Below are 17,303 nucleotides of genomic sequence, written 5' to 3' on the forward strand. Positions count from 1 at the left end.
TCAATCACCTTCCTTGATTATTTTTTTTATTGCAATCATATCGTTTATTTGTACATCAATATCATTCAACAATGATAAAGGAACTTTATCAAATTCAATCTTTGTAACACCATCCATTAAACCAACATAATGTTCGTTTGTTATTTCTAATTTCTTTTTGCCATCTTCAACGTTTCCTTCATCTTCGATTATTTTGTTAATTTCTATTTTTAACATACTGCTTTTGTGTAGAAAATCATCTGCAACATTGGCAATATAAAATCTTTGTTTTGCTGTCTTAGAGCAATTGTAGATATTTGTTAATGCATTAGCAATATTTATAATTTCTATATTTTTAAATTCCATACATCCTCCTCAGCCGACTAAATCGGCAATTCTTTTCATAGATACTGATTGTCCTTTACTGTTTCGAACATAACATTGTCCAGTTATATTACATTCATTTAAATTTGTTGTCCCCAGAACTCTTAAATTTTGTTCTATATTTATATATGAGGCTGCTAGTTCTGATATTGAACAATCACCAATATCTGCCATTGCAGATGTAAAAAACATACTATTTATAGAACGACAATCCATGCCTGAATATGTTAAAGAACCAGTAAATTCATCAGCACTTTGATCATTTGTTTTAAGACTCCAATTCATAAAACTATCTTGAGCATTAGGATGAATATCCAATTGGAATGTACATGGTTTTTGATCGATATTTAAGTTTTCTTTATAAGATAATCCTTTATCATCAATTATAAATTTCCCTATCAATCCCGAACTTGTTTTCAAGTTATTAATTGTAATTTGATTACCAATCAAATTTCCATAAGTATCTGCATATAATACTTTTACTCCATTGTTGTTTGTAATGGAAATTGCTCCATTCTTAACATCAAGACCATCCTTATTAATTGTCACTTTCATTGATGTTAATTCACCATCAGTTCCAATCTTTTCATTAACCATCGCAGTAATTTCGGTTGGTGTTAATTTGAATTCAGTACTTTGTAATCTTGTTTCTACTGACGAGACATCACCTTGAATCGTTGTTATTTGTTCTTCCAGCGAAACAGCTTGAAGAGATAAACTTCCTACTTCCTGTTTCATTTCAGTATAATCTTTTTGGATTGTTTCGACGTTATCTCTTACATAAGTTACATCAAATTCAAACCCACTTGGATATGTTCCAAACTCAACTTTTGGATTAGCTATAACTGCTTTTTGTGCATTTAAAGCAATCATTATTTTCAAGTTTGAAACTGAAACAATTTCTTTATCTTCAATCTTGAAATGCGCCCATATACGTTCTTCATGGTCAATGGTACTTGTTTGAAGAAGATATTGTAAACTGTACTGCCCCAGATACCATCTTGTGCTATACAATTTTTTTGTACTGTCTGCATAGCCTATTTCAAACTCGGCTCCAATATAATTGCCAAGTTCTCCAACTCTTCCACCAATAACACAAATATCTACAGAAATACATATATCCTTGCCTTGCATATAATCCTTATTAATTCCTAAAATCATATCATCTTTATATTCAATATCAGTAGAAGTTATATCTTTATAAAGAAATTGATTACAATTCTCAAATATATTATGATGACCCGTTTCAAATTTATAAATAGCATTTGAGACTTTTTCGACTTGACTTTCAATACCATCAAGTGAAATTTTAAAATCATTAACAAGTTCTATACTTTCTTCACTTTGTTTAACAACACTTTCAATAACTTGTTTTTGCTTATCAACTGTTAAAATTGTTTGATAAAGCTTTTTCTTTTCCTTACTCGCTTTAGAATAATCAGTAACATTTGATTCAGGTAAAGAACAACTTATCGTTTCTTTTAAACCTGTTGTGACACTTATGACATCATTCAAAATGAGACATTTGTGTTCTTGCCCTAATCGGTCTTTGATAACGATAAGATCATAAGGTTGAAGATAACAAAAACCAAAACTTTCTAATTCAAAAGGATAGAATTCAAGACCGTTGATTTGATTAAATAAATCATCAATAAACTCTTCTCTATTCTTTTGCATCATTTGATTTTGAGAAATTCTAACTTCCGTCCTGCCATTTTCAGCAACTGATAATATATCTTCCTTATAAAAAGTATCATCTTGATAATCATCTGATAATACTAATGTATTTATAGGACCAAATTGATCACATATATTTAAACTCTTTAAATTATGCTCATCCAACACATAATCAGTTGTCCTAGGATAAACAATAGATAAGTCATCTCCATTTAATAAAATACCACCACCTGCAACACCTGCAATTTCATCTAAGATATCACGATATGTTACTTCATATTCATCAATGTATTTTTCCTCGTAAATCATTTTATCAGCATTGATAAAATCATATGTTACAAGATGATAATTTAATTTCTCACATATCTTTATCAAAAATTCTTTAACTGTCATAGGATAGACTAAATTCAAATCATATTTAATATGAGATTTATACAAGTTATCATAAGCAGTAAAACGAGTAGAATGAGTTTCAATAACTTTCTCTATACTTTCATTATCAACGATAAAAGTTCCCCATGATATATATTCAAATTTCTCATCTTCTTCTAGCTTCACTCCAAAAGAAACCACAACTTCTTTATCTTTTACATTATGAAATCCCTCTAATTCAATATCAATATATTGCATAATAGACTTAAACATATCGCCTTTGAAAGTCTTTGTGCACGAAATAACATTATGACGTTCTATCATAATATCATCATATTGTATTTGAATAGAAATCATTTTTCCATATTCATCTATCTTTTGTTTAAACATATTGTCACCTCTTTTTGATAGGTGTCAATTGAAATGAAAACGGATTATAAACCATTCTTTCAACATTCTTCAAATCAATTGTAACATCATCCAGCGAATATTCACCGCTTCTCATAACTTGATTTTCTGCATCATGCCATTCAATTTTTAATTTTGCTTTATTTGCTTGAGAAAGAAAAAGTGCCATCTCATCTGCTTGAAATGAACCTACTTCTACATTCAATTTTGGAAATAATCCTATTAAAGTTCCTTTTTTTTCACCACTCATATCTTGCCCAGTATCATCTGCCCAAACTTTGTTATAACTCACTGCATATTTAATAAGGTGTGGGACTTCCCATCCTTCAATAATTAATACTTGTTTAGCCATTAAGAACAATCCTTTCTTTTCTTTGCTTTTTGATAAACCACTGGTATAATTTTTCTCCATCTATATAAAGATTAATTGTTGATTCTTCATTATTGTTTTGACGATTCAAACTGATCATATCAGCAAGTTCTTTCATCCACTGGGTATTATTTTGTAAAGGTAAAACAGCTTCTCTACCTGCTTCTCCAATCATTGCCAAAGTTGGACGATTAACAATACCACCATGTGCTAATTTCGGAATTTGAGGAACACTAATTGTTCCAATCCAACTAAAGGGTTGAAAACCAAGTATATCTACGTTTCTAATTTGTCTCAATGCATAATTAATACCATCAAAAGGAACCTTAATGACCTTATTAATACCTCCAATAATTCCATTAATAACAGTTTTAAGACCATTTAAGATACCATCTTTAATACCATCAAATATTTTTCCACCACTTGAAAAAACATTCTTAACAGCCGTCCATGCTTCAGAAAAACGTTCTTTAAACCAGCTAACAACATTACCAAATGTACTTTTAATATTTTCCCACATCCCAGTAAAAAATGTTGATACAGAAGAAAATGCTTCCTTGACCTTATTATAAGCATTTGTAAACAATTCACCAAACCATTCTGCTACTCCAGTTAGACCTTCTTTTATTCCAGTTAATATTGATAAACCTATTTCAAAAAACTTAGACGACGCCCCATTAATTCCTAAAAACTCAAAAACCGTATCAACCATCTTTCCAAACAAATCTAAAACAACAGTTCCTAAAAATTGCAGACCTGCCATTAATCCTTCAATACATAATTGGCCAACAGATGTGAGTACAGACAACCAATCAATTCCCATAATAAATTCTATAATTGCGCCAATCCCATCACTTATCATCTGAGCAACATCTAATCCAAGCTGTACCCAATCGATAGATCCAATAAATTCAATAATATAATTAATGACATTTTGAAAAGTATCTGACAAAACTTGTCCTGCTCCACTAAAATCACCATTTAATAAACACTCTATAATTCCTTGTAATCCTTCATCAAAAATGCTTGTAATATCTGCCAAGGCTTGAGAAATGATCTCAACACCTGCTAGAATTGGTGTCCAATCAATCATGGAAACAAGTTGACCAATAAAGTTTAAAAGAGTTGTTATTATACTTAAGACATTATTAAATAGATTCCAAATATTCTGGATAATAGCTTCTCCAACACTAGCAGATTCCCAAGCAGTTTGGAAACCGCTAATGAGGACATTGACAATATCGCTTATAGCTGCTAGGATTCCTAGAATCAGATTGAACGTTTGTTCTCCAGTACCATTTTTCCATATATTAAGAAAACTTTGTCCTACCACTTGAATTAAGCTGTTGATTTGATCAAATGCTTTTGTCATTGTTTCGCTCATCACCTGACCAGCACTCGCCCAAGCTCCTTGTGCAACTCCAGCATTCACAAAAGAGTTGACCAACTGATTGGCTGAATCAACACACTTTTTAATTCCATTATTTAAAATATTTTCTATAGGTGAACTCATATCTCCAATCACATTTTTAATATTATTTATAAGCCCTATTATATCCTGATTAGCCCCTAAGTAACCTAATACTGATTTTGATAATGAAACCAACACATTTTTTGTACCTATCAAAACAGCAGAAATTCCTGAAACTGTATGGGAAATACTACTGTTTATAGTTGGACCAATTGTCGTAAAAACTTTTTGAATGTTCTTTGCACATTTATCAGCCATCTTTAATAAATTTTCAAATTTAACTTTTGATTCTTTTTCTTTCACTTCTACATCTATTATCATAATTTCATTTGCCAAAGCAATCACCTCCTAAATAAAAAGTGATTCAAATTCATCTACTGCCTTCTGATCTTCAGAAGATAACTTTGTAGATAATTCCACACCTTTTTGTGCTTCCATGACTTTTCTTTTGACCTTTTGATCCTTAATATCACTTAAATCATAATTTCGTAACTCACGAATTCTAGACATCATAGACTCTTCTGTAAATCCTTGTATAAAGTGAATAAATTGATACCAATGCATATGACTCTCTTGTATATCAATATGATAATCACTCATAAAGCTTGCAACAATATATTTCCAATCCTGTTGGAAATCCATATCTCTTTTTCTTTGTTTTTGAACTTCCTGTTGTTCTCCACAACCAAGATAATGACCAGCAATACGTATAAATTCATGCATATCCTGGTCTTCTGGAATCATTCCAAAGAGTTTATAAATGATTGCATAAGTTCTTTCACTATCACCAATAGACTCATCTTCAATAATCTGTAAGCATTCTAAAGCAACATGATAATCTGTATTGATCTGATATTGTTTGTCATGAATGAATGCATATTTTGGATATTTCATCGGAGAATGTCATCTTGATCTTGAGTATATTTTTGTTGAATTTGTTTTTTAAATAATTCTGCATTCAATTTCATTTTTGCAAAATGTGGTTCTAACTGTTCAAAAAGATCATCATACATTGTTATATAATTACGATTACCAAAAATCTTCTGACATGCATTTTCTCCTAAAAAGTTATCCATGACTTTTCTCATATCCTGAAACATCTTTACTGCTAACTTAGCTAAAGATTTTTCATTTTGGGAAAGCATTCCTTCTGTTTTTTGATCCTGTTTTTTACGAATAACTAATTCCTGTGCTTTTGCAGTTTGCTGAATACGTCTAATATCCTGATAAGTTTTATCAAGTTTTAACATAAGTTCTGGATCTTCTAAATTGAAAGAAATTGTATCTCCCTGCTCATTCACTTGAATAATATATTCATTTTTATTCTTTATTCTTATTGTATTAACTGTCTCCATACTATCCCCCTTTTATATAACAAAAAGAAGGTAACTTGTACCTTCTTGATAAATTATTATTCACTCACTTCTGGCTTTGTTGCTTCCTTAAAAATGACTTTTCCATTAGTAATTGTCACTGTTCCTTTAACTGGCTCACCACAGAAACCTGCATCATAAGAAATAGTCACTGCACCACCTGCTTCGCCACCAAATTCATTGATAGAAACAATAACTTCCTGTTTTTCTGCACAATATGAACCATCTGCTTCTTTATCATAAATATATACCATTAGCATATCTGTTTTTGCATCAGTTCCTACAGCACGTGCTTGTCTTAAACTATCAACATAATCAAAAACAGGGTCACCAGCAAAAGCAATTTGTTCACTTGCCATAGAAGGAGCATAACTATCTAATGATTTATTTGCTCCATCCTCACTAATATATAATTCATCATTCACGGTTGGATTATAAGCGACTGATGCAGAAGTAATTCCTTTACCCATACGTGCATAAGTTGCTGTATCTCCATTTGGTGTTGTATTTAAAAATGTAGCAAATTGGCTTCTTTTGACTCTTACACTATCCATTTTTCATTCTCCTTTTCATATTTAAATTGTAATTGAATTTGATATTTCATTATATCTTCAACTTGTTTAAGGTCTATAAAATATCCCGTTGTTAAAAGTTCTATTGAAAGAGGAAGAATTCCATCTCTCAATATTGGAAATATCCGAAGATTGTTGTTATCTTCAATCCATGATTGAAATAACTCATAGAATCCACTTTCTTCTATACTTATCTTTAAATCCTGACTTTTACTCAAAAGAATTGAAAAAGAGAATCTTAAGATTCTCTCGGTATTACCATCAACATAATGTTGAGAAATATTTTCTTTATGATTAGGTCCTTCTTCAAGAAACCAACTCTTGATATCATTCTCATAGGTAGTTATCAATTCGTCAAGATAGGGACATCCCATAATGTATTCTTTCATACTTTTAATAATTGCTTTATATTCCATAGTCTTTATATCCTTTCAGTAGTGATTTTTTTATTTTCAACTTCTACTGATTTTATTGAGTTTTTATACTCATCATGAGTATTAAGAAAATGATTTAATATAATCTCAAAATCATCGATATTATCTGTTAGTGATAAAATTTTATATGTTATAAAATCAATATACTTTATATCAACTCCTGCTTGTTTGGTCTTTTCTTTGCCATAATATATGATCAATTCATTCTTAATTTTTTGATTATCTATATTGAGTTTATTATTTTTTTCTCTCATCACTTTGACTAATATTTTGTAATCTTCTAAATCTTTCTCTTGTTTTCTTCTGATTTGAAAGACATGTTCAACCTCAGCATTGCTTTTATAATGTCTATGAAATTCTTTCTTAAAGTGCATAAGTTGTTCTTGAGACATGTGACATCCATGTCTTTTTAAAATATCTACAATATCCATTGATATCCTCCAGATTTTTAAATTATTTTCTTATAACAATTATACTTTTGTTAAAGTTATAATGAGTTTATTGTCTTCATAAGGACAAAATCATTTCTTTTAATTCTTGAATCTCTTTTTTAAGAGAATCTATTTCAGTTTGTTGTTTTTGAATCATATGAGTATTTAAAGCTATAAACTCTTCATATCTTAAAGAATAAATTTCTTTTATACCCTTATTTAATAAGATTCTTTCATCAGAATCTTCATCATAGATTTGACAATTCGATATTTTATCTATACATAAACCTGAAAACTTTTCATTATTTAATGAAGATTCTTTTAATGCTTTTTCAACATCTTGAGAAATAAATCCTAAATGCGTTCGTTTATGATGAGTTATATCATAAACAAAAGAAACCGGTTTTAGTTTTGAAAAAAACAATTCATAATCATTTAATGGGGTTATATTCTTTTTTAAATTTCTATCAGAAGTTATTGTTGCACCACTAGCACTTCCTAATTTACAAAAAGATCCTCGAATAATTGTACCATTATTATAATAGCCAACATATACATTATTATCATCTCCACGCACTAGCATACCAACACTTGCTCCACTTGTTGTACGTCCACTAATAAAATTGACATTACCTAAAATCAGATTCGCATTGCACAATACGTCCGTTTTTGGCGAAAGAATAATATTCCCTGTTTCTGATAAAATATAGAATGAAGACGCAGTATGTTGTAAGTAACCACGTCTACTTCCCCCATATGCACTATAAAATCCCAACCAGTCTCCTCCACTTGCATATTGTGCTCCTAACCAAGTCGCATAAGCATGATTATGATTAGTTGGAGTATAACTCGTTGGCTTTCCAGACATATTATTCCATGTTAATAGATTTGTATCAGCACTTTTTTTCCATGGATACCAACTTCCATTATACTGACTACGATACCAAAATCCACTATTGCAATATGTATGATATGTTTGATAAATATAACCTCTTTTTATAACCGTTAATAAACCTGCCTCTGCTATTGGATAATTTAATGCGGTCGACGCGTTTGCATTTATAGCTTGATGATAATATCCCTCCATTGTTAAACTATTGAGATTGACATTGTTTCCTAAATCATATTGATAACAAAGACTTTCACTTTTCTTAGGAACTTCTATTTCCGTATTTCCATATTTAAATTTATATGACATATTTAAATTCTATCTAAGTAACTCTGATCCACATATAAACAGTTATAAAAGGTTGTAAATTATTGTGAGATAAACTGCCCCCTGTAGTTTGATTCGTTCCAACTGTAGCATTCACACTAATAGTATGTGTATGTTCTCCTGCATGTTCAATAGAACTAGAGACCCAGCTTGGATTTTTATCTGGAGCATCTGTATGATATCCTAAACTATAGTTTGCATCATTATTGCCCTGTCCAAAAACATTATTCCTCTGTCTAATTCTATGCCCATGTGATCCTGCACTTTGAGATGATGCTGTATGTAAATGAGCATTTTGCATATGGCTATGTGAAGGAATTTCATTGATTGTCAAAACATGCGATTTCTCTCCGCCAACCTTCTTTACAGAATTAAATTCACTTTGTGATGTATCAATGCATACAACTGTTCTTCCAGGTGCAAATATTTCCCATGTCCCACCATACCACTTAGCAGGATTTTCTTTATTTGTTGTCATGATAACATCACCTACTCTATAAAACAGTTTCCCATTTATTGTTTGAAATGTCATTCTAAGTTTATCTAAGCAATTCTTACCCATATATATACTGCCATGAATGGTTGTAAATTTTGAGAATTTCCACTCCCAGTTAAACTCAAAACATGAGAATGTCCTCCACAACTATTAATAACAACACTATGCGAATGCTCTCCAGCATATTTAGTTGCTATATCATACCCCCAATTTGTTATAGTACCTGTGTATCCTGATGTTCTCCAATTATTTGCTCCTTCTCTATATCCTGTAGAACTTGTTGCATGAAAATGACTTCCTGCACTTGTGGAATAGGCAGTATGGGTATGAGTTCCTGAGGAATCAATTGAGTGATTATGACTATGCAAATATTTACTTCCACCAGTTTTTTTCACTGTATTAAAATCACTATCATTAGTATCTACACAAACCAATGTTCTACCAGGACATAATAATTGCCAAGTACCACCAAAAAATGTTGATGGATTTTCCGAATTTGTAGAAATCATAACATCTCCAATTCTATATAATAATTGTCCATTAGGACTTTTCCAAGTCATTAACCTGACCACCTTTCCTTACCCATTTATTTTAAACGAGATAATTGCTTAGATATAAACCTCCTTTCTTTTTTATTCTTCTATAAATATTAAAATATTATCTAAATCTATAGGTGTCTCACCAACATAGAGTTTAGAACCATGTGGAACTTCAATAATACTATCTTTATGTTCAAGTACTTTTTGAATCCCAATGCGACCAGTCTTGACATCAAAATCAAAACTTTTAAATGCTGTAGAAATATGTAATATTTCATAAGCAGAGTTATACCCAAAAACATCACCTACATAAACTCTAAAATCATAACTTTTGGCTTCGTTTAAACCTGTTATTGTTTTAGATAAAGCATAACTTAAAGATTCTGCTGATGCTTCTATTTGTGTATATGATGATGCATCAACTGATTTGTATTCAATCAAGTATCGAGAAAAATTCTTTTCAATACCATTAACAATTAAACTTGTTGATAAAAGATTAGCAGTGACAAGAGCACTTGTATCTGTGTTTCTTTCTACTCCAACACCATTAATTTTTGGATGAATATAAGGTAAAACATTGACTGATATAGATTTGGTTGCTGTTCTGCCTCTTGAATCTGTAATTGTTGCAGTAATTGTCTGGTTGCCGCTTGTTGTCATAATACCTGTTGTACCACTAACAGCATTGATTGTTTGTCCAGCAACACTAATTTTATAGGTTGTAATAACTGACCCATAGGAACCAGTTGCTCCTATAATGGCTAATGATAAACGACTTTTATTTTGAACATATGCACCAATAAGATTATGAACATCGCTCATATATTCTGAACATGTAACTTGACTCAAAGTTGGTACAACTGAACTAGGAACATTCATTGTATAATAGTAATATTGATCACTTCCAATTTGCGTATTTCCATAATAAGTTCTTAAAATAATTGTCATACTGCCACTGGCTGCTTTAGGAATTTCATTGCACAAACTCATTGGTGGAGTAAAACTGCTACTTGTAGAAATACCATTCCCAATACCTTGCCATGTCTTGCTACCAAATGAGTACCAAAGAGAATGGGTAAACAATCCACTACTCCTTGATATGTTCATAGAAAAAAGACTACCTATTGTACTTCCACTGGTTGAACTCAATTTTGATGGACTATAACAATAAACTGTAAATGTTGTTGACTTTGTTCCAATATGTGTTCCTCCATTATATGTATAACAAGTCACTGTACATACCTGATTCGCATTAGGACTGTTATGAATCAAGGCAGCTGGAATTGTCCAAGCATATGAAGTAGCCACTCCTGTTGCAATTGTTCCACTACTTCCTCCACAACTATATGTCAGTGTATGTGTAAAACTTGAACTCGCACGTGTTATATTTACTGTAATACTCCCATTTGGATAAGCAGTACTTGCACTCATTGAAACAGATGATGCACGCGGAATTGTTGTCAATGACATGGAACCACTACCACTAATTGTTCCAATATAAGTACTTCCCCATGTAATCTCTAAACCACAACTTCCACTAAAAGAAAGAGATTTTGTTCCATCTTGATTATGGGAAATAGTTTGGGTTCCACTTAATAAGGTTTTATTCCCGCTACCACCAATGGTACCACTCCCACTATGAACAGTTCCATTAATTGTACATGACCACTTCTTTGTTGCACTAGAAGAAATAGCGCTTGGTCGATGTAAAACAAGTGAATAAGAAACTGTTGATGAGTTATTAGCAATATTTTGAGATGATTGTGTGACTGATAATGTACAATATGGACGAGATCCACTTGTACTTCCAATTGTAATACTAGCCATAATTACTGACCTCCCCATGTTATATCAAAACCATTCGCTTTTGTTGTGAATATCGCATCACCTAACTGAAAAACAGATAAAGCTTTGATACGTTCAATTGTTAAAAGATTCTGTTCTAATTTCATAACCTCTTCATCATTAAAAAGTATAGCAAAATAACTTGGTGCCATTAATGTTTTGACATTGGCTTCTAATTCTCCAACCTCAATACCTTTGGCAGTTTTCCTAATATAAGTTGTAATAGTTTGAAGATCACTATCATTTTCATCAATAATTTCTTTTAATGTTTGATATTGTTCTTCAATAGATTCAGATGTCTGAATAACTGTTGTTAATTTCTTATTGATTTCCTCAATATTTCCATTATATTTTGTTTCCATATCTTCAACTTTACTTGTAATCGTTCCATTAACAGCATCTAAATCTTGAACAATCGAATGATATTGTTCACTTAACTGATTCATTTCACTCACAATGTGATTGACTTGTGTTGCTATATCACTTTCTTTTGTTAAAGCAATAGTATCATTAGCATCTTCAACATCACATTTTAATTTAAAAACAACTATATTTGTATAATCAAAACATACACAGTCATTAGAAATCATCAGTTCATTGGTTTCATTATGGAAAGTTATACCTTCAACATTTGTCTTTAAAATATGTGTATCATCTTCTGAAGTTAAAATAGATTCAATATTGATATAACTTAAACCTAAATCTGTAGAATAACTCCAAATATCAAAATGGCAATTCAATGTATGTGGAATTAAAGTAATATTACCAGGACTATAATTATCTTGATCTTCAACAAACGAAGTTGCTGACGCCTCAATAGAACAAATTTCCCCATTGACTTTTGTGTCCTTTAAAACACTATAATTCATAGTTAAACTTGCAGTTGCATGCAATTCAACTTGATCAACTGTTAATACGGATGCATAAGCTTTGTATTCAACACTTTCTTCAAGATTTTGAGATATTGTTAAGAGTGAACCTTCAGCAATTTCATGTTCAAGTAAATCAACATATTCTTGATCAGTACGTCCTTTTCTTTTCCATGTAATTGTTGCTTCACTCATGACATCTTGCAATGTATCTTTAACAATTGCGTTCAGTTTTAATGGCTGAACTGTATAATCTGGATAATAGTGATGAGGTTGTTCATCAAAAGTCTGCTGATTGACAAAGTTACTAGTGATAGAAACTGATATATTGTTTTTAATGGTATTCACTTCTTTTTTCAATTCTTTCATGGCTTCAATCGTTAGACCATTTTCTCTATCATAACTAAAGACAGGATGTGTAATTTGGCCATCTGAATCTCTTTCACCAATTAAAATCGTACCTGTTTCTAAATTCAGTTCAAATTCATCACCATTTAATTGACCTGTATTAATTGCATTAGCACTAAAATTTCCATCTAAATCAAAAGCAAAGTTTTCAAAAGTCTTTCCACCATCTTGACTATAACCAAAACCACCCATAGACATTTTCCATAGATGCGTATCATCTCTTAAAGTCGGTGTATTCATAATTGTCCATCCATTTGGATAACCATTATCATCTACATCAATAACATAATATCCACCATCATGTCCTAAAATCTTTTCAGTTGTTTGTTTATAAGATTCAATCAAAGTATTATAAAATTTCTTTAATTTGATTTCCGTAGGACTTTTAGACATGACGACTTCTTTCTCATTTTGACCATTGCTTTCTATAGTACTGCTCATACCACCATCAAAAGAAAGCGTATGCTCCATAATCAGAATTTGTGACATATCCTTGGTACTTTCCTGAACATGAAGAATATCACAGACTTCAAGGCTAGGATCTCCACGCCATTTTAATGTGGCTGGTGTATATGTAAAACCATTGATTTTCTCAAAAAGAGATTCTAATCTTTCCTGCGTCATATATGGATTAGCAAATGTAATTCCATAGCCACTTCCAACACTCATCACATTCTCTTCATCACCACTTGTCAATGAAGAAATAGTCAAAGCTGAGTTTGTCTTTTTAAATCCCAATTGATATTGTGATTCTAATGGAATAACATATTGTCCACTTTCATACCAATAAAATTCTAGCTCAGAAAAACGATTCATTCTTGCATTCATTCCCATTAAAGAAGCCATATATCCAAGCATTTCTTTACATGTAACATCCATTGGATTCTCTATCATAATTTCTTCGAAAACCTGTTGTTTAAGAGTTAAACCACATTGATTTGTTATATCTAAAACAACAGTTTCAAGCATTGCTGGATACTCAATACGTGGCGTATATTCATCATTTAATAAAGAAATACCATCATATCCTTCAAGACTCACTTCATAATCATTATTTCTTGTTATTTCACTTATAAAAAAAGAACCCATCGGAACCCATTCAATATCAGAAGCGAGTTGAATCCCAATAAAAGCTTCAAGACTTCCTCCTTCAAAAGGAATATTTCCAGGATCAAACATATCAATTTTAATACTATTTGAACATATTCCTCCAATTGTTAATGTATCCAATCCATTACTCACTTCATGAATCGTAACATTCTTTAAATAATGGCCGTCAATTTCTTGACGACCATTAAATATTACCTTCATTTTCATCTCTCGATGATCACTTAAAATCTTATCTTTATATGCTTGTGTTGTTGTTATCATAAACTCACCTACTTCTCAATAAAATCAATAGACATGCCTTGCCATATCCACTGATTCATTGTTTTATCAAACATATACACTGGAACACTTCTATCACTCACATAGACAGTCATCGTGTGACGTCTACCAAGTTTAGGATCTGGGTATTCCAATTCAAAAAACATTGGAGAAATTGCTTCTAATAATGAAGACATTTGTGTATCTCTCATTGGTGGAAATGAAACAGAAACCTTTCTTTTTATAGTAATACGATCTCTAAACATATCACCCAATTGATTACGACCTGTTCCTTCACTTGAATCCAAGTCTGACTCTTCCCACTGCAATGCAACAGGATTTTGAATAGCTTGACCATTAATTTTTAAAATATCCATAATTACCCTCCTAAATCATTAATGGTGTTGTTCCAGTACGTTTAACAACACCATTATGATATTTAATCACTTGTTTTCCGACAACTTCTCCATCCATGACAAATGTCGCATGAATGTTCATATTTCCATTACCACCATTACCTTGCATTGCACTTCTGACAGCATTATAAACCCCACTACTAATTCCGGTAACAATCTGATCGTTATTTGCAACAGCAGTTTTCCCATTAATGCGACCAACTAACTCCGGTCCCGCTTCTCTAGCTACGAATAATTGCCCAGTTTCTGGGAAACCACCAGCCATATAAGGCTTAACTGAAAACTTATCTCCAGATACTACAAAGCCGTTTGGAGTTGACTTAAATTTAACAGATACTGTCGTTCCTTTTAAATTACTGATTCTCGTTTGAATATCATCAATACTCTTCATAGCAGTCTTGTTGCTTATATCTAGTTCAGGGTGTCTTTCTTTATCTTTAAATTCATCATCAATTGAATCTAAATATTTCTTTCCTTCAGCTGAGCCTTGGTCTTGTGCTAATTTAAGACTATTTATGTACTGCTTCCCTTTCTTGCTATTAATGTCTATATTATGTTTATCAAGATATAATGATAAAGCAGCATATTGTCTAAGCATTAAAGCCCCCTCGCTATCACAGTTACTAACCATTGCATTATATTGATCTTTAAGAGACGCACGCTCGCTATCTGTCATTTTATTATAAGCGTTTCCCATACTAACAACCATTTCATCATATGACTGCGCCGAATTCACAGCTTTTTCTGCCATCATCTTAATAACAACATCTCTTGATTCTTGAGCGTTTGATTTTTCTTTGTCAGTCATCTGTTTAAATTTATCACCATGACCAGCTATAACTTCATTATAATCATTTAACTTTTGTGATAAAGTTCCCCAAGTTGCTGTTACTTCATTTCCTTTTCCTAATTGCTCATCATATTTTCCTGTGAGGGTAACATATGCTCCTACAAGTTCATCAATGCCTATCTTAGATTCTTTTGATAATGACATATATTGTATTTCCAAAGCTGATTGTTTATCCAGAGCAAATTGGTTTTCTACCATAGCAGAACTTGAATTTCTATATGCTTCAGAACATTCATCCATAGTTGTTTTCAAATCACTATTCCATATAGATGCTTGTGCATACGCATCACTATAACTCATTCCTTTGTCAATATACTCTTGAACTTTTTCATTAAATAATTGTTGAACCTCTGCTAAATTTTGCTGAGATTCTGTCATATTTGACATAATTGCCCCATTGTTTAACAAAGCTTCTCCATATGCTTCTTCATTCGCTGTAATCATCGCTCTTAGCTGCATAGCTTCAACATTTCTTAATACTTCTTCCGTATTTCCTATCCAAGCTAATTTCCCATTTTCAATTTGTACAACAGTTTCCCCACAATAAGAATTTAATTCATCTACTTTTCCCTGTGCATTCGCAATTTCTTCAACATTTCCTTTTCCTAAATCAATCAACTCACTAGCATATGACTTGATAACTTCATATTTTCCAAGTTGTGAATTCATTGAATCATTACTACTCTCATTTAATTGTTTTTGTGCATCTCTAAGACTTATTGATTCTTCACTTAATTCTTTACTTTTTTCAGTCAATTTCTGTAAATTTTCATCTTGTTTACCAAAAGCATCATTCAATGCCAAAGCCGCTCCAGTTAAAAGTCCCAATCCTCCAATAAGAGCCACCACAGGATTAGACGCTAAAAATGTAAGCGCAGATGAAAATAGTCCTGTAGCAGATGTAGCTATAGATGCCCCCATTTCTGTTTCCTTAAAAAATTTAGAAAGATCATCTTTAGTATCTCCTAATCTATCGCCTAATCCCCCAAGTCCACTCAAAGTACTATCTAATTTTGCAATACTGTTTACTGGAGCTATCACATTATCAAAAGCTTTAAAAAACGTAAATATATTATTAGAGTCTAATTGTGATGTTGTATTCGATAAAGTTTTAAATGATTCATTTAATCCAATTAATTCTTCACTAAGTCTAGTAATTGATCGTACTGACAAGTCTAAATTCTTTAATGTTTCTGAAATTCTATCTAAAGTTAATACTATTTCATTTTCCATATAAACACCTCCTTATGTTTATTTGTTGTTATTTTTATTTAATGCGATATAATATAAGTATAAATGAAAGTGAGGATTTAAATATGATTGATAAAGATTTAACTACTGAGGAATTTATTCATCTTTTTGGATTAGAAACATTAGATGATAATGAATTAAATATGATAAAAAGTTTATTATACTCTATCAATATAAGCACAAGAAAAAAGCATTTTTCAAAAGCCACTTATGAAGCACAATACGCTTCTATTGCTATGTATAACCAAAATTATCTATTTTTAAAACATATGTTAAATCTTGAAGAACAAAATAAGCAAATTATTGATTTACTTACACAAATTGTTAGGCAAAACCATTCGGTTTTAAAGGAAGATAATGATAATAATTCACAAAACATTACTGATATCACTTTAAATGAAATCAAAAAACTTGAAGAACTTATTAATCTAGGTATATTATCACAAGAAGAATTTGAGAAGAAAAAGAAAGAGTTATTAAGTTTATAAAAATAAATATATACCATCCTAACTATGAAAAGACAACAAAAAAGCACCATTTATGGGAGTGTCAAGAAAACTGTGTAAGTTCTTTT

The 17,303-nt window shown here is 31.3% G+C and carries 17 protein-coding genes; 1 reads left to right on the plus strand and 16 read right to left on the minus strand.

Annotated elements, in window-relative coordinates:
* The 16 genes from AC5M21_RS10105 to AC5M21_RS10180 form a co-directional block, all read right to left on the minus strand.
* Entirely contained in the window at nt 1–345 is a 345-nt protein-coding gene (locus AC5M21_RS10105; protein WP_008788447.1) for a hypothetical protein, read from the minus strand.
* Between the two features lie 9 nt (nt 346–354).
* Nucleotides 355–2,802 (minus strand): hypothetical protein, encoded by a 2,448-nt coding sequence (locus AC5M21_RS10110; protein WP_008788446.1) that lies wholly within the window; start codon nt 2,800–2,802, stop codon nt 355–357.
* Between the two features lie 4 nt (nt 2,803–2,806).
* Nucleotides 2,807–3,172 (minus strand): hypothetical protein, encoded by a 366-nt coding sequence (locus AC5M21_RS10115; protein WP_008788445.1) that lies wholly within the window; start codon nt 3,170–3,172, stop codon nt 2,807–2,809.
* Entirely contained in the window at nt 3,165–4,997 is a 1,833-nt protein-coding gene (locus tag AC5M21_RS10120) for a phage tail family protein (protein WP_008788444.1), read from the minus strand. Before AC5M21_RS10120 ends, AC5M21_RS10115 begins: the two co-directional genes overlap by 8 nt.
* A gap of 12 nt (nt 4,998–5,009) precedes the next feature.
* The gene (locus AC5M21_RS10125; protein ID WP_008788443.1) at nt 5,010–5,555 is read right to left on the minus strand and encodes a Gp15 family bacteriophage protein; all 546 of its coding nucleotides are present in this window, start codon (nt 5,553–5,555) and stop codon (nt 5,010–5,012) included.
* A complete protein-coding gene (locus AC5M21_RS10130; RefSeq protein WP_008788442.1) occupies nt 5,552–6,016 on the minus strand; it encodes a hypothetical protein in 465 nt (154 codons plus the stop codon). Before AC5M21_RS10130 ends, AC5M21_RS10125 begins: the two co-directional genes overlap by 4 nt.
* Nucleotides 6,017–6,072: 56 nt before the next feature.
* Nucleotides 6,073–6,588, minus strand: a complete 516-nt coding sequence (locus AC5M21_RS10135; protein ID WP_008788441.1) for a phage tail tube protein — start codon at nt 6,586–6,588, stop codon at nt 6,073–6,075.
* A complete protein-coding gene (locus AC5M21_RS10140; RefSeq protein ID WP_008788440.1) occupies nt 6,576–7,022 on the minus strand; it encodes a hypothetical protein in 447 nt (148 codons plus the stop codon). The genes AC5M21_RS10135 and AC5M21_RS10140 overlap by 13 nt, the downstream gene beginning before the upstream one ends.
* Before the next feature lie 5 nt (nt 7,023–7,027).
* Nucleotides 7,028–7,471 carry a hypothetical protein gene (locus AC5M21_RS10145; RefSeq protein ID WP_008788439.1) on the minus strand — a complete coding sequence of 148 codons (444 nt, stop codon included), beginning with the start codon at nt 7,469–7,471 and terminating at the stop codon, nt 7,028–7,030.
* A 76-nt stretch (nt 7,472–7,547) separates the two neighbouring features.
* Entirely contained in the window at nt 7,548–8,669 is a 1,122-nt protein-coding gene (locus AC5M21_RS10150; RefSeq protein WP_008788438.1) for a pyocin knob domain-containing S74 family peptidase, read from the minus strand.
* Nucleotides 8,670–8,682: 13 nt separating this feature from the next.
* Complete coding sequence (locus tag AC5M21_RS10155) at nt 8,683–9,249, minus strand: phage baseplate protein (RefSeq protein WP_008788437.1); 567 nt, start codon at nt 9,247–9,249, stop codon at nt 8,683–8,685.
* A complete protein-coding gene (locus tag AC5M21_RS10160; protein WP_017144173.1) occupies nt 9,231–9,743 on the minus strand; it encodes a phage baseplate protein in 513 nt (170 codons plus the stop codon). The genes AC5M21_RS10155 and AC5M21_RS10160 overlap by 19 nt, the downstream gene beginning before the upstream one ends.
* Before the next feature lie 72 nt (nt 9,744–9,815).
* Nucleotides 9,816–11,549: a DUF859 family phage minor structural protein gene (locus AC5M21_RS10165; RefSeq protein WP_302280688.1), complete on the minus strand. Its 1,734-nt coding sequence runs from the start codon at nt 11,547–11,549 to the stop codon at nt 9,816–9,818.
* 2 nt (nt 11,550–11,551) lie between these two features.
* Nucleotides 11,552–14,215, minus strand: a complete 2,664-nt coding sequence (locus tag AC5M21_RS10170) for a hypothetical protein (protein WP_302280687.1) — start codon at nt 14,213–14,215, stop codon at nt 11,552–11,554.
* 8 nt (nt 14,216–14,223) lie between these two features.
* The gene (locus AC5M21_RS10175; RefSeq protein WP_008788433.1) at nt 14,224–14,589 is read right to left on the minus strand and encodes a DUF6711 family protein; all 366 of its coding nucleotides are present in this window, start codon (nt 14,587–14,589) and stop codon (nt 14,224–14,226) included.
* 10 nt (nt 14,590–14,599) lie between these two features.
* Nucleotides 14,600–16,711: a hypothetical protein gene (locus AC5M21_RS10180; protein ID WP_008788432.1), complete on the minus strand. Its 2,112-nt coding sequence runs from the start codon at nt 16,709–16,711 to the stop codon at nt 14,600–14,602.
* A gap of 83 nt (nt 16,712–16,794) precedes the next feature.
* On the opposite strand from AC5M21_RS10180, the gene AC5M21_RS10185 reads away from it, so the two are divergent.
* The gene (locus AC5M21_RS10185; protein ID WP_008788431.1) at nt 16,795–17,217 is read left to right on the plus strand and encodes a hypothetical protein; all 423 of its coding nucleotides are present in this window, start codon (nt 16,795–16,797) and stop codon (nt 17,215–17,217) included.
* Nucleotides 17,218–17,303: the final 86 nt, after the last annotated feature.

The organism is Coprobacillus sp., assembly GCF_984815275.1.

Excerpts from the sequence above, each read along its gene's own strand:
- AC5M21_RS10105 (WP_008788447.1), bottom strand. The coding sequence starts at position 345 with ATGGAATTTAAAAATATAGAAATTATAAATATTGCTAATGCATTAACA.
- AC5M21_RS10110 (WP_008788446.1), bottom strand. The coding sequence starts at position 2,802 with ATGTTTAAACAAAAGATAGATGAATATGGAAAAATGATTTCTATTCAA.
- AC5M21_RS10115 (WP_008788445.1), bottom strand. The coding sequence starts at position 3,172 with ATGGCTAAACAAGTATTAATTATTGAAGGATGGGAAGTCCCACACCTT.
- AC5M21_RS10125 (WP_008788443.1), bottom strand. The coding sequence starts at position 5,555 with ATGAAATATCCAAAATATGCATTCATTCATGACAAACAATATCAGATC.
- AC5M21_RS10130 (WP_008788442.1), bottom strand. The coding sequence starts at position 6,016 with ATGGAGACAGTTAATACAATAAGAATAAAGAATAAAAATGAATATATT.
- AC5M21_RS10135 (WP_008788441.1), bottom strand. The coding sequence starts at position 6,588 with ATGGATAGTGTAAGAGTCAAAAGAAGCCAATTTGCTACATTTTTAAAT.
- AC5M21_RS10140 (WP_008788440.1), bottom strand. The coding sequence starts at position 7,022 with ATGGAATATAAAGCAATTATTAAAAGTATGAAAGAATACATTATGGGA.
- AC5M21_RS10145 (WP_008788439.1), bottom strand. The coding sequence starts at position 7,471 with ATGGATATTGTAGATATTTTAAAAAGACATGGATGTCACATGTCTCAA.
- AC5M21_RS10150 (WP_008788438.1), bottom strand. The coding sequence starts at position 8,669 with ATGTCATATAAATTTAAATATGGAAATACGGAAATAGAAGTTCCTAAG.
- AC5M21_RS10155 (WP_008788437.1), bottom strand. The coding sequence starts at position 9,249 with ATGGGTAAGAATTGCTTAGATAAACTTAGAATGACATTTCAAACAATA.
- AC5M21_RS10160 (WP_017144173.1), bottom strand. The coding sequence starts at position 9,743 with ATGACTTGGAAAAGTCCTAATGGACAATTATTATATAGAATTGGAGAT.
- AC5M21_RS10165 (WP_302280688.1), bottom strand. The coding sequence starts at position 11,549 with ATGGCTAGTATTACAATTGGAAGTACAAGTGGATCTCGTCCATATTGT.
- AC5M21_RS10170 (WP_302280687.1), bottom strand. The coding sequence starts at position 14,215 with ATGATAACAACAACACAAGCATATAAAGATAAGATTTTAAGTGATCAT.
- AC5M21_RS10175 (WP_008788433.1), bottom strand. The coding sequence starts at position 14,589 with ATGGATATTTTAAAAATTAATGGTCAAGCTATTCAAAATCCTGTTGCA.
- AC5M21_RS10180 (WP_008788432.1), bottom strand. The coding sequence starts at position 16,711 with ATGGAAAATGAAATAGTATTAACTTTAGATAGAATTTCAGAAACATTA.
- AC5M21_RS10185 (WP_008788431.1), top strand. The coding sequence starts at position 16,795 with ATGATTGATAAAGATTTAACTACTGAGGAATTTATTCATCTTTTTGGA.